Origin of the sequence: Pseudomonas sp. MAG002Y (genome assembly GCF_019400845.1) — a bacterium.
In the GTDB taxonomy this organism is placed as follows: domain Bacteria; phylum Pseudomonadota; class Gammaproteobacteria; order Pseudomonadales; family Pseudomonadaceae; genus Chryseomonas; species Chryseomonas luteola.
Genome location: NZ_WOEJ01000012.1, coordinates 32209 through 48216, shown reverse-complemented (window position 1 = coordinate 48216; position 16008 = coordinate 32209). Strand labels below are relative to the sequence as shown.

The 16008-nt window shown below is 52.8% G+C and carries 17 protein-coding genes; 1 reads left to right on the top strand and 16 read right to left on the bottom strand.

The window, feature by feature from the left end; all coding sequences use genetic code 11:
- Positions 1 to 12: 12 nt before the first annotated feature.
- A complete protein-coding gene (locus tag GM154_RS17180; RefSeq protein ID WP_219652899.1) occupies positions 13 to 447 on the bottom strand; it encodes a hypothetical protein in 435 nt (144 codons plus the stop codon).
- A gap of 444 nt (positions 448 to 891) precedes the next feature.
- On the opposite strand from GM154_RS17180, the gene GM154_RS17175 reads away from it, so the two are divergent.
- Entirely contained in the window at positions 892 to 1260 is a 369-nt protein-coding gene (locus GM154_RS17175; protein ID WP_219652898.1) for a hypothetical protein, read from the top strand.
- A gap of 422 nt (positions 1261 to 1682) precedes the next feature.
- On the opposite strand, the gene GM154_RS17170 is transcribed toward GM154_RS17175, so the two are convergent.
- The 15 genes from GM154_RS17170 to mobH form a co-directional block, all read right to left on the bottom strand.
- Positions 1683 to 2462: a PP2C family serine/threonine-protein phosphatase gene (locus GM154_RS17170; protein WP_219652897.1), complete on the bottom strand. Its 780-nt coding sequence runs from the start codon at positions 2460 to 2462 to the stop codon at positions 1683 to 1685.
- Positions 2459 to 3208 carry a serine/threonine-protein kinase gene (locus tag GM154_RS17165; protein ID WP_219652896.1) on the bottom strand — a complete coding sequence of 250 codons (750 nt, stop codon included), beginning with the start codon at positions 3206 to 3208 and terminating at the stop codon, positions 2459 to 2461. Before GM154_RS17165 ends, GM154_RS17170 begins: the two co-directional genes overlap by 4 nt.
- 125 nt (positions 3209 to 3333) lie before the next feature.
- A complete protein-coding gene (locus GM154_RS17160; protein WP_219652895.1) occupies positions 3334 to 4296 on the bottom strand; it encodes a tyrosine-type recombinase/integrase in 963 nt (320 codons plus the stop codon).
- A 204-nt stretch (positions 4297 to 4500) separates the two neighbouring features.
- Positions 4501 to 4887 carry a hypothetical protein gene (locus GM154_RS17155; RefSeq protein ID WP_244294441.1) on the bottom strand — a complete coding sequence of 129 codons (387 nt, stop codon included), beginning with the start codon at positions 4885 to 4887 and terminating at the stop codon, positions 4501 to 4503.
- 146 nt (positions 4888 to 5033) lie between these two features.
- Positions 5034 to 5360: a TraA family conjugative transfer protein gene (traA, locus tag GM154_RS17150; RefSeq protein WP_083848793.1), complete on the bottom strand. Its 327-nt coding sequence runs from the start codon at positions 5358 to 5360 to the stop codon at positions 5034 to 5036.
- 101 nt (positions 5361 to 5461) lie between these two features.
- Positions 5462 to 6052, bottom strand: a complete 591-nt coding sequence (gene traV, locus GM154_RS17145) for a type IV conjugative transfer system lipoprotein TraV (RefSeq protein ID WP_167670417.1) — start codon at positions 6050 to 6052, stop codon at positions 5462 to 5464.
- A 97-nt stretch (positions 6053 to 6149) separates the two neighbouring features.
- Positions 6150 to 7499: a TrbI/VirB10 family protein gene (locus GM154_RS17140; protein ID WP_219652892.1), complete on the bottom strand. Its 1350-nt coding sequence runs from the start codon at positions 7497 to 7499 to the stop codon at positions 6150 to 6152.
- Between the two features lie 2 nt (positions 7500 to 7501).
- Positions 7502 to 8518, bottom strand: a complete 1017-nt coding sequence (locus tag GM154_RS17135) for a type-F conjugative transfer system secretin TraK (protein WP_219652891.1) — start codon at positions 8516 to 8518, stop codon at positions 7502 to 7504.
- A gap of 11 nt (positions 8519 to 8529) precedes the next feature.
- Positions 8530 to 9162, bottom strand: a complete 633-nt coding sequence (locus tag GM154_RS17130; RefSeq protein ID WP_219652890.1) for a type IV conjugative transfer system protein TraE — start codon at positions 9160 to 9162, stop codon at positions 8530 to 8532.
- Positions 9159 to 9440, bottom strand: a complete 282-nt coding sequence (gene traL, locus GM154_RS17125) for a type IV conjugative transfer system protein TraL (RefSeq protein ID WP_073450549.1) — start codon at positions 9438 to 9440, stop codon at positions 9159 to 9161. The genes GM154_RS17130 and traL overlap by 4 nt, the downstream gene beginning before the upstream one ends.
- A gap of 152 nt (positions 9441 to 9592) precedes the next feature.
- Positions 9593 to 10222, bottom strand: coding sequence for a DUF4400 domain-containing protein (locus GM154_RS17120; RefSeq protein ID WP_185755847.1), 630 nt, complete (start codon positions 10220 to 10222; stop codon positions 9593 to 9595).
- Positions 10179 to 10763: a hypothetical protein gene (locus GM154_RS17115; RefSeq protein WP_125913188.1), complete on the bottom strand. Its 585-nt coding sequence runs from the start codon at positions 10761 to 10763 to the stop codon at positions 10179 to 10181. Before GM154_RS17115 ends, GM154_RS17120 begins: the two co-directional genes overlap by 44 nt.
- A 30-nt stretch (positions 10764 to 10793) precedes the next feature.
- Positions 10794 to 11378, bottom strand: coding sequence for a hypothetical protein (locus GM154_RS17110; protein ID WP_125890161.1), 585 nt, complete (start codon positions 11376 to 11378; stop codon positions 10794 to 10796).
- Positions 11379 to 11397: 19 nt separating this feature from the next.
- A complete protein-coding gene (traD, locus tag GM154_RS17105) occupies positions 11398 to 13227 on the bottom strand; it encodes a conjugative transfer system coupling protein TraD (RefSeq protein WP_125913189.1) in 1830 nt (609 codons plus the stop codon).
- Complete coding sequence (mobH, locus tag GM154_RS17100; protein ID WP_219652889.1) at positions 13228 to 15954, bottom strand: MobH family relaxase; 2727 nt, start codon at positions 15952 to 15954, stop codon at positions 13228 to 13230.
- Positions 15955 to 16008: the final 54 nt, after the last annotated feature.

Here is a 16008-nt window from a genome sequence, read left to right as displayed (position 1 = left end):
GCCTCCCCATCCTTATCGCAGCGCGAGAAGAGCCTGTAATTTGGCATTTGCAGGAGGTGGATTATCTAACATGTCGCTGACGACATCAGATTTCATGACGGTCAGGCCTTCGAGATCTACTAAGTCAACCACGACGGCTTCCTGAGCACGCTCGGCCTCATGCTCAAGGATGGCCTCCATTTGCTGGCGAAGCTCCTGAAGCTGCTTCTGCATAGATGCCAAGGATAGTTTTTCTGCGCGACCGGATGCGTTCCTTGGCTTTACCACACGGCTACGAATACGATCGTACGTTTTCACAGAAACATTGCCTGAAGAAATCTTTTCAGTTTTCTCATAATGAGCGGTATCACCGAAAAATGCGAGCGTCACAAAGCGACCGCTTCCAGCGTCCCTAAATAGAGGCTGACCTTTGGCAGTTGGTTTACGGGGTTTAGATTTTTCGTTCATATGATCACCTCAGTTGGTGAAATTCTACCACAGACCTCTTGACATTGAACCGCTCGTAGCAAAGCGTGCTATCGATATTTAGTTCAAAGATTAATAACTGAGAAAAGCCAATTCTAGCGAGCCTTAGGCATGTTCCTAGGTAAAGACTTCGCTAACCGCTGTACGTTCGAATTCAATGTAATTGGTTTATGGAGTGAGGCAGGAAATCACAAAGCCAATTAGTAAACGTTACTGAAGAAGCGGTAGTGGTTGGAGTGGCACCTTAGATTAGTTATGGTTGCCATGCTTGAGAGGATTAAAGGACGAATAGCCGTTTAGCTGGCTGCTGTGCGTCAACCGTGAATCTGGACCGTACATGTGCGTCGATTCTTAAGGTTATACTTATCGGCGGTTGAAAAGTTACATTGCTTCTTCAGTACTGTGAGGAATTTGAGGATTTTTCTGATGGGTGATTTGCGTAAAGCTGGAGACTTTCCGAATAGAGCAGTAGTTGAGTATGCAACTATAAAGGTAGAAGCTCTACATAAATTTATACCGAAAAATCTCCAACAAGAGGGTTATGAAGACGAGGATATAGTTAAAGGTCTTTACGTATCTCCCTCCGGACGACTCACTTACAAAATTCTGTACTTGGATAGTGAAGTTTTGGCACAAAGCTTCGCGACCAAGCTAGTCGATGTTTTTAGAAACCGACCATATAGTGAAAACTATACATTAGAGGTAAGTGTTGAGCGGACAACAAAGACAGTTACAGCTACTGAAGGAAAAATAAAACACTCAGCTTTAGTAGCTAGCTACCTAGCTGGTCTATAAGACATTTATGTCCTTGTTTGGATGATCCATCGTCTCTTTTAAGAACTCTAGATGCTATATATCTTCTTCCTAGAAGTCCTTCAATAAATATGTATCGCATTAAGCTTTCCCTCTTTAGTTTGTGGGTTTTAGTGTGCGGAAAAGCTCTAATGTGAAGATAATAAAAATTCTGTCTTTGTTCCTTGCAAAGAAGTTTCTTGTTTGCAGCATAACTAAGGCAGTTTTCTCTAGGTCTGAAGCGTGACGATGGAGCATTTGGAATTTCGGTCAATATTTATCTGCATAACTCGTGCACCCATAAAATATGACCAGCAATCATCTGGGCGATAGGACCTAGTCGTAGCGGTGTTAATCGCAGACGCTAAAAATCTAAGGTGCATAGAATATTTATTTGATATTCATAGGCCTAAAGATTCATATATTTATTTAGGTGCTGCCTGAAAGTCCGTATAGTCCGCTCTGTCGGAGCAGAATCTAAACTTAGCTGCAACTAAGGTATAATCATCTATTGGCTGGAACCTCTTAATTCTTCGATGTAGACTTGACGCAAAGCTGCTGGGATCACTTAAAGTATTTAATAAAAATCGTGGTCTCTTTTCCCAAAAATGATGAGCACCATCTGACATTATAAATAAATCTATATGTTTCTCGCTAGTGATGTCATGGTACGGTATATAAATTTCTTGAGAATGGAGTTCTATATTTTTAGACAGGGCGGTAAAAAGAGTGCTTTTCCCCGATAACTTTTTAAGTTCTGATGCTCTATAAATACCTTCATCAAGAAGCTTTTGGTGCTGTGTATGATCTTTGGTGAGCTGGATTAGCTTGTCATTTTTCCTTACATATATACGGCAGTCACCAACATGCCCTATTTGAAAGCCTTTCTCGCTGGCATAGCAAAAGGTTAAGGTTGTAGCTGCATCTTTAAATGATTCGTTCGTGACTGAAAGCTTTGCTATTTCAGACCTTATAGCCTTAAATGTGTTTTCTACATCGATTTTCCCATCCAAAACTTGAGTTTTAGCTAAAACATCAATCGCTATTTTGGATGCTTTATCCGCTCCAAAATAAGCTCCAACACCGTCTGCTACTGCTAGTAAAAATCCATTACCAATGCTGCGAGGAGTTAAAAATGAGTCTTGATTATCTCTATCAAAGGTTTTGGGATAGGAGAACGCTCCACAGCCTATAAGTTTTATCATTTTCCCTTTCCCTCAAGAGCTAAGTTTAAATCCTTTAACATATCACTAACTTCGGCATACCGATCAAGTGGCCTGCGAGCAGTGCTTTTGTCTATGACTCGCTGGATTCCAGGCGCTTCTACTAGGTTAAGATCTTCAATTAGTAGTCCGAGCGCAAAGATATCTGTTTGCTTAGAATAATCTCCTGCGTAAAGGACCTCAGGAGCCATATATCGTGTAGTCCCCATTGCCGATGCAATTTTAGTGAGCACTTCAGATTCAGCGTCCTTGTCTAGATTCTTAACTAGGCCAAAATCAGATACTCTGTAAACACTTTTATTAAATCTTAAGACATTATTTGGTTTTATATCTCGATGTAAGAAACCTCGTGAATGGATATAAGCCACTCCGTTAAATATCATTCTTAAAATATCAGATTTTTCGGTAAAGCTAAGATTTCCCGCTTCCAGATCTTTAAGTAAGTCTCCTTCAGCTAAATTCATGACAAACCAAGGTTGCTCAGCTCTTAAATTGCACAGATAAATATGAACTATATTGTTGTGAACGCATGAGGCTTGGTAGGTTACTTCGCGTGCAAATCTGCGTCTAAATTCATCATTTAGCTCAGGAGAAAGCAACTTTCTTGCGTAGTTTCCGCACTTATGCCCAGCTACATTGTAAAGCTCTATATGCTCAACATAACCAAATCCCCCTTGGCCTATCTTGCTTAAAACCTTGATTTTATAGTTTCCGTGTACATCTTCCATTACCATACTCTTCCTGGCGACAACCGCATCTGACTGAAGCTAAGGCTCACCTAATAAGGGAATGTATCGTCCACGGACACGTATTCTTTAAAGATAATTTGAAAAACTATAGCTAGCCTTGCTAACTAAATATGAATGCGCTCCACTTCGCCAAGGCTAATCTCATCCCGGCGTCGGTCGTACAGCTGAGTTGTCTTGGTAGATGAATGATTAGCCATGGCCGCGGCGATCTCAATCGTGCCCCCATTTTTGAGATATGCCGTAATTCCCGTGGCTCGGAAAGTATGATTGCCGATCTGAGTACCGATCCCTGCGGCCTTGGCCCGCCGGCGTACCATGGCATGGGCATTGGACTGATGCAGCGGCGTGTTGCTGAGCTGATCAGTTCCACGCTTTATAGTTCGAAAAAGTGGCCCTTTAGGGTCATTACCGATACCGGTCTGGTCTAGATAGGCGTGCAGGTACTCCTCCAGGGAGTGATGGCATGGCATCTCATGGCGTTTGCCGCCCTTCTCTTTCAGCCGCACCCACAGCCGGCGGTTCTGGATATAGAGGTCTTCCACCTTCATCGCCAGCGCGGCGCCGATACGGGCAAAGGAAAACACCATCAGCCCAATCAGGGCGCGGTCTCTGAGCCCGGCCGGTGTACTGATATCGATGCTGTCCAATAGCTGCCGCGCTTCCGTGGCGTCTAACACAGGCGTCTTGCCCTGACGCGCCGTGTGCCGTGGCCCGCGCACCGAGGCCGCGGGATTCGTAGGAATTACCTGTCCTGTTACCAGCCAGTCAAAGAGATGCTTGAGTGCCGCCAGGCGTTGCTTGACCGTGGGTGCCGACACCTGTTGTGAAAGCAACTCGATCCAGGCTGCCACGTGTAGCGGCTGCACCTGGGTAATAGACCCGACTCCGACCTCCTGGCACCACTGCAGAAAATCCGCTACTGCTCGCCCATACGCGCGTCGAGTATTTGGATTACGGATATTCGAGGTAAAGAATTCCAGGAAGCGAAGTTGCGCGCGATCCCCCGCCTCATCGATGAGTGCTGGCAACGGAGGCAGTGATGAGGTGGAAAGCAGGCCGGGTAACATGGAATCTATTGATCTCGTCTTTCTGATTAGAAATTTTCATACAAGAGCCCAAACGACCCTTTGCCTCAGAATAGCCGAAAAGAGCATTTGATAAAGGACATTATCAGACGTAAGTATCTGTTTTTATTGGGATTAATAAATCGTTCTCCAGGCGATGCATAGAAGTGATTTTTTCTAGAGGACTGATATATGTATTTGGAAGAATTATCTACGCTGTGGAGTTGAAGCCCCAGCGCTACGAACCAGCTCATCGAGCGAGACGCCATTGAGCCCTGCTGCATACAGGAGTACTTCGGCATCCGAGGCCGACATTCCTTCAGCAACCCGATGCACCTCACAGGCCACCTCGTATTCCCACTGCTCGGCAATCTGCGAAGAGCGGGCACGCTTTTCAATGGCGTGATACAGGTCGAAGGCATCGATATAACGGCCCGCCTCATAGACCGGTACCTGCCCTGCCAGTACCCGCAGCCGTATCGAATCCAGCCCACGAAGACGCGCCAGAAAGAAGGCACTCCAGGTCTGAAGGTTCAAGTGGTACTGGGCCAGCCAGATCTGATCAGAAAGGTGTAATGCAGTAGCGGTTTGCATGGACGTGTCCTCGCGCATCTCAAGGGGTGTACTACCAACGTCTCACGGGTTTTCAGGGATGCAAGTGTTAGTGGTCATAAAGAGCCACAAACAAAAAGCGGTAGCTCCAGGGCTACCGCTTAAAGGAGAGGGCGTTAAAGGGAGGGTTAGAACAGGCTCAGTCCGTTGGAGATGAACTGCATGGTGGCCGGCATGGCCGCGATGTGCGAGAGGGTGGAGCCCATGATCGATTCCACGACCGTAGGCGCGTTGTACAGGCCCATGCCCATGGCAAGGCCCACGGCAAAGGTCATCAGCGACTGGCGAACAACGCCAACGCACGCACCGACCAGGATGATACCGATGGCAATGATCCGGCCCAGCGTTCCCTGCGTCCAGTCCACCAGCGTTTGCCACACCTCATCAAATTCGGCACCGCCCGTACCGGCCATGGCCGCTTCCGGTACAACCATCATCGCGCCCATGGCTCCCATGACCGCAGCGGTGCTCAGTGCTCGCCCTGATACTTTGCTGCGTACCTGAGTGGCCTTGGCTTTCAATGCGCTTACTACATCAACCAGCTGGAAGTTCTTGGTCATTGCAATCGCTCCGTACGTTTAGTTTCGTTCGAGATCCCCGGTTTTTGTTCGGTACCGTGACTGCTGGTACTGTTGGTACTGCTGGTGTTGCTCCCACTGCTTACCGGCGAGAGTGCCTTGAGCCTCGGGGCGGCTGTCGGCGCCTCTTCGCCAATAACCCATCTACGCGGCTGAATCTCCGTGTAGATATATCCACTCACCACCAGATCACCGGTGTCGTCTTCCCAGGGTGCGAGCCAGACCCGCATGACCTGTGCGGGGGTTCGTACCGGAACCGGCTGATCCGGCAGACGTGGTGACACAAAGGTGCTCACCACGTCCTGCGGGTTCTCGCTGCGGCCGGAGAGTTTTTGCTCCCGGCTTTCTGCGTGTCCTTCATGTTTGCCTTCCCTGCCCTCCCCTGACGGGTCCATGGGCAAGGGCACATTTCCATCGTCGGTCGCGCTGTAGATATCGCGACTCGACTTGCACAACGCATCGCCCGGCATACCCGGACAGCTGTAGTCGTTCTCGCCTACCTGCATCCATGAGCAACCGCTCAGGAACGCTGTCATCACCGCAACTGGAACGAATGCTAACTTGATCATTTCGGTACCCATCCTCGTAGTGCCTACCCGCGCGGGCACTTAAGTGAAATTTCTTTAGGAATTTTGGCTGTTTTAGGGCCTTTCCCGATAAACGGTACTAGCGACGCTCACGTGGGTTACGCTTCTTGACCTGCGAGAACTTGAGTTCCGCCCCTTTGCTCAGCACCAGCTCGATCTGGCGGCCCGCATCCACCTCGATGACCGGAAAGATGTTTTCCGCCATGTCGATGTAGAACTGGGCAATACGCTCAAGCGCACTGGATGCGCCACTGGCGGCCGCGCCCTGCGCCATGTCGGGGGAGTAGTTCTGCTGGTACTGCTTGGTTGAGCCCACGTTTCCGGTTTGCAGTACCGGGATGGGGCTAACGTTAAAGGCTTCGGCCGCACCAGACGCCACACCGGCCAGCAGTGAGCGCGCCACAATCGCGCCCTGCTTGGAGACCAGACGGCCACGGATACCGGCCTTGCCATCCTCCCCGACTGCATAGGCATCCAGCGCAGCCTCTACCACCTGGCCATCGTTGCGCACACAGGAGATCCGCTCGCCGCGAAGGTACGCGCGCTCGGAAGACAGGTCGCCAAAGCCGCTGATAATGGCGTGACAGTCCCGGATGTCGGCCTTGAACCGGTTGGGCAGGATGGCGTCGTACTGCACCCGCACCATGGCCGGGAAGGGATCGCGCCGTGCGCCCTGTGACGTCGGGGCGTCCATGCCGTTGATCAGCGCCACGGTCACGATTGAGGCGGGTGGCAGATACACCGATTCCTCATCGGCTGCCTTGGGCTTGGCCGCGTCGTCCTCCTTTTCCTGATAGGTCCGGATCTGCATGGGTTCGGGTGCTTTCTGCTGGCGCTCGCCACGACCGGTGCTGCGAATCTCCGGCCCCTGCCTGTCCGGTCCGGTGGCTACAGCCGGATTGCGGCTAAAGGCTTCACGGACAGGATTAGGATCGGCCTTGCTGCGTTCAGGCACATAGCGCTCGCGGCTGGTGCTTTTTCTGGACTCCTGACCAGAGGATTCCCCCGGTGCCTGTGCAAAGTAGTTTGGGGCAGCCCCGCCAACGCCACTGCTGCGGATTTCGTCCACCTGTGACTGAAGCCCGCCTACCGCCGCCTTGATCTTTTCATCAATCAGGCCGGGGCGGTTGCTGGCTTCCATTTCGCGCGAGAGCACGTCCAGCTTGCGCGACAGGTCGTCCTTGTCCTTGTCAAACTTCTGCAGCTGCGCCACCAGCGAGTCGAGGGTGATGTCCTTGAGGTTCTGGTCGGTAAGGCCAGTCGTGACAGGCTTGTCCGGTACGGTGTTCTTGGGAGTGCGCTCGCCTTCCCCGGCAAAGATGGATATCACCACCCCCATGACGAGCACGCCTGCACCAACCATAACTATGCGTCGATATCTGGGATTCACGTTATCCCAGCGCGCTTTAACCGTAGTGAGCGTATTCATACTTACTGCCCTCCGGAAAGCAGCGATGGCCGTGGCGTGGTACGCGTGCGATCCGGCGCATTACGCATGATCACGAACACTTCGGTGCGCTCCTGCGGGGTCAGGATGTTGCGTGGATAGGCCGCGACGGCCGCCACATCCCAGTTGCCACACGCCGCTTCCTTGAACTCGACCGGCTGTGAGGAGGTGTTCTTGGCTACCCCGATAAAGACCTTGAGGTTATGCCCCAGCATCTGCTGGCCACGGGAGAAGTCGAAGGCCAGTCCATTCTGTACGCAGCGCGGCAGGTCATAGGTGTTGTTTCCCACCGGCTTCATGGAATAGCCACTAGGCGTCTGCCCCAGCGCCAGGTCGCGCATGACCTCCTTGATCGTGGCGACATAGGGCTGGCTGGTCTCCCACTTCTCGGCCTCTTCGCTGGCCTGCGGCAGGCGCATGCCGGAAAGACCCTGCTCATCCAGCTCAAAGGAGACCTCACGCGCCGGGATGGTTTGCGGGATCAGCGTAATGGACAGGGCAACACCGGGATTGCCCTTGTCGTTGATAAACAGGGTCACCGGTGCTTCATCCGAGGAGGCCACGTAGACGATATTGTTAAGAATCTCGGTCGTGGCACTGGAGGTGGTCTTGACCTCGGGTTTGCCAAAAGGCGTCACTATCCGGTTGAGCTGGTAGCGAGCGATGGGCACCAGCACGTTTTCACCGGACTTGAGCCGGATATGCGAGGCATGGTTCAGCTCCATGCTGGCGGGATTGGTAGGGGTCTGGCCGCTACGCGCCTGCGACAGCGTGATGGGCCGCGGTACGCCTTCGGTCATTACGCTGCGGCTGACCGAGGGAATCTCGGGGGTTGTGCTGCGAACCGAGGACGGATGCACCGGCGCCTGTACGGAAATGGCCGGGCCGCCCCCCTCGGCGTGGTTGGCGGGGATAACCGGAATATCGATACCGGCTGCCTGCGTCTGCTGCATGCTGACCAGGGCAAGGGCCAGCGCTGTCATGAAAGGGATGGGTTTCACAGGTGGCTCCTCTATTTACCGGCTTTGCTGGCGCGCTCAGCCGCACGCTCGGCGGCCTTGCTCTGCTTTTCCAGCACATCAAGCGTGTGGGGACGGTCGGCATAGGTCGTCATGAACGTGACGACAGGCAGGTAGTTGTCGATCTTGATCCTGAACTCGTAGGTACGGCGGTCACGACGGGTCTCGCCGTTGGGGCTGATGACCGAGCTGTTGCCAAACACAAAGACCTTGCCGGAGGCGCGCTCGAACACCACGTTGCGTGGCTCGAAGGTCATGCTGATGCGGTCCTTTCTGATGATCTCGGCCTGAGACTGGATCGCTTCCATGGCCTCCTGAAAGATCCGGGGCGACAGCAGCGGCTCAAGGCGCTCACGCACAAACTGCACGTTGCCGGGGGTGATGTTGCCCATCAGCAGCGAGAGAAACATGCCCCACGCCTCGTGATAGGACTGCCCGGCCTCGTCAGCGGTAACAAAGGCCTCCTGCTTGAGGGTGTAGGGCTGAAGGATCACGACCGGCTTTTTGAACACCAGCATGCCCAGTGTTATCGCAAGACAGGCAACCAGCCCCACAACGGCGTAGCGGGAGTACTTGTTTTCCAGGAGCGCCCAGTTCCACTTGTTCAGCATGTGTCCTATTTTCATGGCAGCCACCGACGCGCGTAGGGGTTCGGCAAGGTGGTAGAGCGAGATGGCAGGATGCCCAGCCAGTAGCCCACATGGATGAGGTAGCCATCGGCATGACCATCCTTGTACTTCTGGTAGAGAAACGTCACGGCATAACCAATTGCGCCGCACAGGAGTGCCTTGCCGATGGCCATGCCAAAGAGCAGACCGACCCCTATCGGAACCAGCTCATCAAGACTCCAGATCAGAACATGAAGCGGATCATCACAACGCGTGGGGATGTTTATGGCTTTCACAGGTAGAGCCCTCAGTCTGTTACCAGGTCAGGGCTTATTGTGAGGTAAGTGATAGAGGTTCCATCGGCGTACTCCCTACCCGCGCGGGTAGGGAGTAGCACAATAGGGGTCAAATAATTTCAACTGGAGGCAGAAAAAGAGGTGTTAACCGTTCAAATCTGCTTTTGCAGGTTGCCTACAAACACACCCATCATCACGCACACAAACATCATCACGATTGGCAGGATGGCCGGGTTGATGGCAATGGGACTGATAAAGGCAATCAGCACCGCCTGCGCGGCAACCGAGGCACTGAGCATGCCGTAGCGGTTCCAGACGGGAGAGGCATAATCGTAGTTGGTCTGCTTGACCCTGCGCCGCATGAACCCGTCCCAGATGGCCGGGATCAGCAGCAGCGCCATATAGGGGAGCCAGATCGACAACAGCGCCAGCCGCGCGCAGATCTGGTAGACCATGTGCATCAGCGCATCGAGGCGGTCTTCCATCCACGAGAAGAGAAAATCGCCCATGCGCTCCATGCCCCGGCTGCGAGCGGCTTCCTCGGCACTGGGTATCATCAGGCGATGCAGCGCCGGATAGACGCCGGTTTCAAACACGGCGCCCTTGTACCAGTTCATGGCCTTGGTGTTGACGTAGGCCTGCGATTCCTCGCCCAGGTGGCTACGCACCATGGCCGACTCCTCCCGAATCACCCGTTCGGTCCAGTTGCCCGGAATAAAGACCGTAACCAGCAACAGCTCAATAGCGACGAGGAAGAGTGTCAGCCACAATGGAGTCTTCATACTTTGCATCCGTCAGTATTCCAAGATAGCGCTCATGCAGCAGGCCCAGCAAAAGGCGACGGGCCGCCGTGATTTCATCTCTAGTCAGCGGTGTTGCGGTCAGGGGATCGTTACTGTTGAGCACTTCACAGGCAGTCCTGTCTGACAAGAGATTCCATGAATGGCCGGAGTTGTCTGAAAGAGTCACGCTCAGAAGTTTTACAGTACTGGATATGATCGTATTGATAATAATTGCAAGGCGGTAATAGTTATTAAGTTTTCCGTCGCCATTTACATTTTGAATAGCTGCTGTGTATTCATACATGGTCTTGTCGATAACTGACCATATAACCGGCCTGTTCTGGTGCAGGATACCCTCGCCAATATGATTGTAGACACGTTCCATATAAGTTATGGCCGGTGCCCAATCGACATCCAGTAATCCCCAGTAATGAATATGTTTTTCCAGTGAAGGAATTGCCCTGAATCTTCGATTGAATCCTAGTGGCTTAACTACAAGATTTACTTCCGGACTTAAGGTGTAGTAATTGGAATTCATCATGTTTCCGTCCAGCATCACTTGGTTAATTTTTCAAAACAGGCGAGGAAGGGTACCTGCAACAATATTGTTTTCATGGCGAGTATCCCGCAATATTCCGAGATAACGCTCTTCGAGCAAATTGAGCAGGATGCGCCGCGCTTCAATGATCTGATCAGAGGTCAAGGGAGTGGTGGTGAGCTGATCATGAGTATTTAAAACTTCACAGGGAGTCTTATCAGAAAGCAGATTCCAGACGTTTCCCGATTCATCTGAAATATTGACACTTAAGAGTTTTACAGCATTGGAGATAGTTGCATTTATAATAACGGCAAAGCGGTAAAAGTCATTTAACTTTCGATCGCCATTTACGTTTTGAACGGCGTCGGTGTATTCGGTCATGGTTTTGTCTACAACCGACCAGATGACCGGACGGTTCTGGTGCAGGATTCCCTCGCCAATGTGGTTATAGATACTCTCCATAAAATCGATCGCTGGAGGCCAATCGATATCCAGTATCCGCCAATAGTGCAGATGTTTTTCTAAAGACTTGAGCGCCCTGAATCTTCGCCGAAATCCATGTTTTAAAACTAACAGATTAACTTCTGGGTTTAAGGTGTAATAATTGGAAGTATTCATATTCTTGTCCAGGGCTCAACTAATGTAAGATCGGGATTCTTCCCTTGATAATCTTCCCGCCAGATAACTTCGCAAAATATTCCAGATTCGGTAGCATGGTTAATAATTGATAATTAACCAGTGGCACCAACTCTTCCATAAGTCGTTCGCCCTGTCCTCCACCATGAAGCAGCGGATCTTCTCCTCCCGAATTCATGCTTTGAGACCGTACTACATATTTGATACGGGTTTCGGGGATATCCTTTACAAACTGTTCCTGTGTTTCAGCATCTTTTAAGCGCAGGGCAATGGTATTGTTAACATTGCCCAGTACTTGTTGCGCCTTGTGTTCACTGCCAAGTCGCGCACAGAAATCCGCATAGGTTTGGGTGGCTACATATAATGTCAATTTGGCTCCCCGGCCCTTGTTCAACAGCATGATAAAGGGCTCATTGATAACTTCGGCCGCCTCATCGACAAATACATTTACTGGACGGTTATCCACCCCAAAGTTATAGCGATCACCGGCAACAGCGGTCAGGTCCGAAAGTAGAATAGAACCAATGGCTGACGCAACCATGTTATCAGTAAGAGAATCCAGCCCAATATAGGTAATTGCGCCCTCATTTATTAATAAGGCGCTATCGGTTATAGGCCTGTCATCGGTAGGGTCTTCAGGGTCAGGCGAAAGAAGTGCGCCTAGATCGCCCGAGGTCAGCATGTTCAGGACGGGCAGGAGCGTTGCGACCATCTTGGAGAAGTGCGCGCTGTCATGCTCAAACATGTTGAGCAGCCCTTCCAGTTCTGAACTGGCCCGTACCGGTTGAATGACCTGCTTATAAAACGCATTGGCCATCATTGCCTTTTTGCGGATTGGCAGTGGCTCCAGCCATTTATCAAACAGGGCCACCATCATGGACTCCCAGTCCTCACCCAGTGCCTGCCGGGCATAGGCCGAGACGGTACTGATCACAAGGCTATCCACGCCGCCTTCAAGGTAGCGACGCAGCAGCTTGAGTGTGGGTCGCTTGTCGATGATGTACAGCCCCTGACAGACGTTGTTCAGTGCCTGCCAGCCAAAGCTCTTGAACGGGTCCGAGCCGGTTTCCGAAGGAATCAGGGCGGCGATGCGAGAGGCAATCTCGGTGACGCGGGTAAAGTTCTGCAGCGGGTTGATGCGCATGCATTCATCCGGAAAGGCCGGGTGAAAGCTGTAGAAGGGCCGTCCCACAAACGCCGCTGCGCGACGGGCATTCTCACGCATCTCCTTGTCACCCTTCGGGTCAATGATCAGCACGGCCTCACCGCGCAGCGCTTTCTGGCTGATAAGGAGGTCAAACAGGCGGGTCTTGCCCGCGCCGGTCGTGCCCTCGATCAGCACATGCCCTTCGGTGTGAGCAATCGGCTGCGTGATCTGGATTTCACGCGGCTCAAGCCCATGAATCCATGGCGCACCCATCTGCATCTCATCCCTGCCCTCAATACCCTTGCTGGCGCGGGGATTGACGATCTCGGACAGATTGCGCTTGAGGATCTCGTATACCAGCTGGCAGTGTCGGTTCTCCCAGTAAAAGCCCTTGCCCAGCCATAACTGATCAGGATTTTTTCGGATGGCCTTGTTCAGCTGCTCAAGGGTGATGAATTCGAGTTTCTTGCCCTGCAGGTTGCGCTTGACGTAGTGCAGGCGGATCGCCGCGGGCAGACGGCTGATGGCCATGATCGAGCAGATGCCACTCATCCAGTACACCGGCTCAGGTGGCATATCAGTGACCTGATTGACCAGATAGGCGACCGAAGACGCGGCGACCCAACCCATGCAGGCCATAAATTCATAATTGGGCCGAAAGGGCATCTCATAGTTGTCTCTCAATTAGAAGCCCTCCTGACTGTCGACAAAAATGATTTGATCCCCTTCTTTCTTCAGGCCAAGGGCCTTGATCGCCCTTGATGAGCGAAGCAGCCGTTCAAGGTCTCGACGCTTGACCTCTGGACAGTCATTGTTAATAAGGTCCAGGCACTCGACGCCCAGGGAGTATCCTCTTTTGCTCCGGTGAATAGTGCCGGGAATCCATCGTCCATAACCTTGCCTGATCATTTGCGCCAACTGCTCAAGGCACTGCTGGGGTGTCGCACCCTTTACAAACTTGACATCCAGGTCGATGGTCTCAGCCTCGGCATCCCGCTCATCAGCGGACTCATTCTCGGCAGGTACCTCCTCCTGCGAGGGGGCAGCGCTTAGCCCAACTGTGCCAGCTTTGGTAACAGCCGCTACGGTGTGCAGGTATTTCGGCGGTATAGACTGAACACGCTCAAGGGTGACGCATACAGGCTCTGGCGTAGCACCAGGTCTTAGGTCGGCCAGCTTGTTAGCCTCAACATAACGTTCAAGATGCAGGTCAGGTGCCTTGACCTCGAACGGCTTGAAATCGTCTATTGAGGCAGGCAAACGCGCGTCACTGTGTTGTTTTTCTTCCGCTCGGGTGCGGCGTTGTTTCGCCTTGGGTCTGGCGGGGGAAACCAGCGCCTGATGACCAGCGCTCTGGCGCCCAAGCGTTATTTCAGGTTCAGAGGCGATACGTTCGTTTGCCTTAAAGACAATATGAGGATGGTCCTCTGATACGGCAAAAGGCATATCCATGACTTCAAAGCAGGCATCATCGGCATGCACGGCCGGTGCGATGGGAGCAAGCTCCTCATCAGCAAAGCTCAGCAGGTCAGGCATTAGCGGCAAACTTTCCCCCTCAAGGCCCGATCCCCTGCCAGGATCTTCATTCCTTGACTTCTTGCCTGCACGCTTTTTCTTGCGACTACTCTCAGGTTCCAGAAGATGGATGACGGGTTTCTCGCCCGAGCGGTGCTCTTGCGCCTGTAGAACCGCCATATCCTCTTCATAGGCATCAAGGGGTGGCCCTTCTTCGGTCGATCCGATAGCCATACCAAAGAAATCAGCTCCAATATCCATACCGATAGGGCTTTCCGAGACAGCCGCAGGCTCTGGCGAGCCCTCCTCTTCTGTCATTGCCTTTACAGGCTGCCCTGCGACGCGTGGCCCCTGCGTGACATGCTCAAGAAGGGCATCAAATTCTGTAGTAGCCAAGGGTGATGTAGCCGTATTCCCTGTATCTGCCTCAGTACCCTGACCGTTTTCCTCTGCTGCGTTAGCCTTCCCCTTTTTTCTTCTTTTGGGAGCGTCCTTGTCAGTACTTTCAGGTATCAGTTCCGTTGCTGCGTTCGTACTGTCTGTCTCTTTATCAAGGGTAGCGGCAGGCGTGATGATGCCTGGGGTTTTGGCCGGTATCTTCTCTCTCTCGGGCTCATTGCCAATCACACCCTCTATCGCGGCCGGTAGCCCCATGGGAAAGAAGAGGTCCGCCTCCTGAATCTTGAGCAGTGCAAGCTCTCCCTGGAGCGTAGGGCCGGTCACGTCTTTAAACACGGGCTTGATGGCCCAGTACCGATAGGTCGTTACCGGCTCCCCTGGGCCACCTGCAACTTCACGAGGTACAGCTACCCCACAGTGAATCAGCATGTCTGCCTGTACTGCCGGCTCCTTTGGGATGGCCTGAATGCCGTCATCACTCAGACGAGTCAGTACATCGCGTGAAGCCGCCTTCCAGTTGATGAACAGGCCTTCCTTGAACACATACACAATCGCGCCGGGCTCATTGATCTTCCAGCGGCCCGACTTGATCATCCGGCGAGTCCCTTCCACCAGGTAGCGCTCAACGGAGGGCATGAACGCCTGTGAGCCATCGCCTCCGCCGTTGAGCTTCAAGTCCAGTGTGACGCTGGCCTGATCCGCCTTGAGGACCACGTGGGCAATCTTGGACTGCACCGCGTAGCCACCAATGGCTTCGTCGATCTGGTCCAGCATTTCCATGGTGTTGTCGGGCGTCAGAAAGGCGCGCGTCTGTTTGGGAATCAGGAGGCGCGCAATCCCCGGTCCATGAAAGGCATGGCGGTTATGAATACGATCCTCCCGCCATGACACAAAGTAGCGCTGGATCTTGTTGTCCCGCGCCCAGGGCACCAGTCGATACCCATGCTCGTAGAGTGCAAAGTTCCAGAGCAGGCCCGTGTCGCTGGTGATCTTCATGTCGCACACCGGCTTGCCGACGTCATGCAGCAGACCCGCAAGGGCAGTTGCCACACGCCAGACCTTTTCCCGATTACGCCGCTCACGAGGCGTGGCATCCGCGTCATAGATAACCGCACCGCTCATGCGCGCGGCGTGAAAGGCGACCTCAAGTCCGTGCCGCAACAGGCCGCCGCGTCCCTTGTGGTGATGGTGCTGGGAAGCTGGCAGGAGATGAACGAATTCAGCGTAGCGCACCAGGACCGGATCGATAATGACTCTGAATTCATGCTCAGAAAGCCCCAGCGACTGTTTCAGGCGCGCAATCTGCGTACGATGCCCTGCCAGCAGCCTGCGCGGCTCGATGATCTCGCAGCCTTCGGGGAAGGGTGGATAGCGCGTGCCGGGGTCTGCCTCGAAGTCGGGCAGGTAGATGTTCTCGACAAAATACAGCGGGGCACTGGAGCCATCGGCCGGATTTTTCTTTTGCCTTCCTAAAAGGCCACGCAAAAAACTGAACATAACGACCTGCGACCCCAGTCAATCGATCCTGAGAGCTATCGTCGCAGATTTTTT

Bases quoted from the DNA above. Each gene is read 5' to 3' on its own strand.
- GM154_RS17115 (WP_125913188.1), bottom strand. From the start codon at position 10,763: ATGATGAATTCCAATTACTACACCTTAAGTCCGGAAGTAAATCTTGTA.
- GM154_RS17175 (WP_219652898.1), top strand. From the start codon at position 892: ATGGGTGATTTGCGTAAAGCTGGAGACTTTCCGAATAGAGCAGTAGTT.
- GM154_RS17140 (WP_219652892.1), bottom strand. From the start codon at position 7,499: ATGAATACGCTCACTACGGTTAAAGCGCGCTGGGATAACGTGAATCCC.
- GM154_RS17160 (WP_219652895.1), bottom strand. From the start codon at position 4,296: ATGTTACCCGGCCTGCTTTCCACCTCATCACTGCCTCCGTTGCCAGCA.
- GM154_RS17120 (WP_185755847.1), bottom strand. From the start codon at position 10,222: ATGAAGACTCCATTGTGGCTGACACTCTTCCTCGTCGCTATTGAGCTG.
- traV (WP_167670417.1), bottom strand. From the start codon at position 6,052: ATGATCAAGTTAGCATTCGTTCCAGTTGCGGTGATGACAGCGTTCCTG.
- GM154_RS17165 (WP_219652896.1), bottom strand. From the start codon at position 3,208: ATGGAAGATGTACACGGAAACTATAAAATCAAGGTTTTAAGCAAGATA.
- mobH (WP_219652889.1), bottom strand. From the start codon at position 15,954: ATGTTCAGTTTTTTGCGTGGCCTTTTAGGAAGGCAAAAGAAAAATCCG.
- traA (WP_083848793.1), bottom strand. From the start codon at position 5,360: ATGGGAGCCATGGGCGCGATGATGGTTGTACCGGAAGCGGCCATGGCC.
- GM154_RS17170 (WP_219652897.1), bottom strand. From the start codon at position 2,462: ATGATAAAACTTATAGGCTGTGGAGCGTTCTCCTATCCCAAAACCTTT.
- GM154_RS17130 (WP_219652890.1), bottom strand. From the start codon at position 9,162: ATGAAAATAGGACACATGCTGAACAAGTGGAACTGGGCGCTCCTGGAA.
- GM154_RS17155 (WP_244294441.1), bottom strand. From the start codon at position 4,887: ATGCAAACCGCTACTGCATTACACCTTTCTGATCAGATCTGGCTGGCC.
- GM154_RS17110 (WP_125890161.1), bottom strand. From the start codon at position 11,378: ATGAATACTTCCAATTATTACACCTTAAACCCAGAAGTTAATCTGTTA.
- GM154_RS17180 (WP_219652899.1), bottom strand. From the start codon at position 447: ATGAACGAAAAATCTAAACCCCGTAAACCAACTGCCAAAGGTCAGCCT.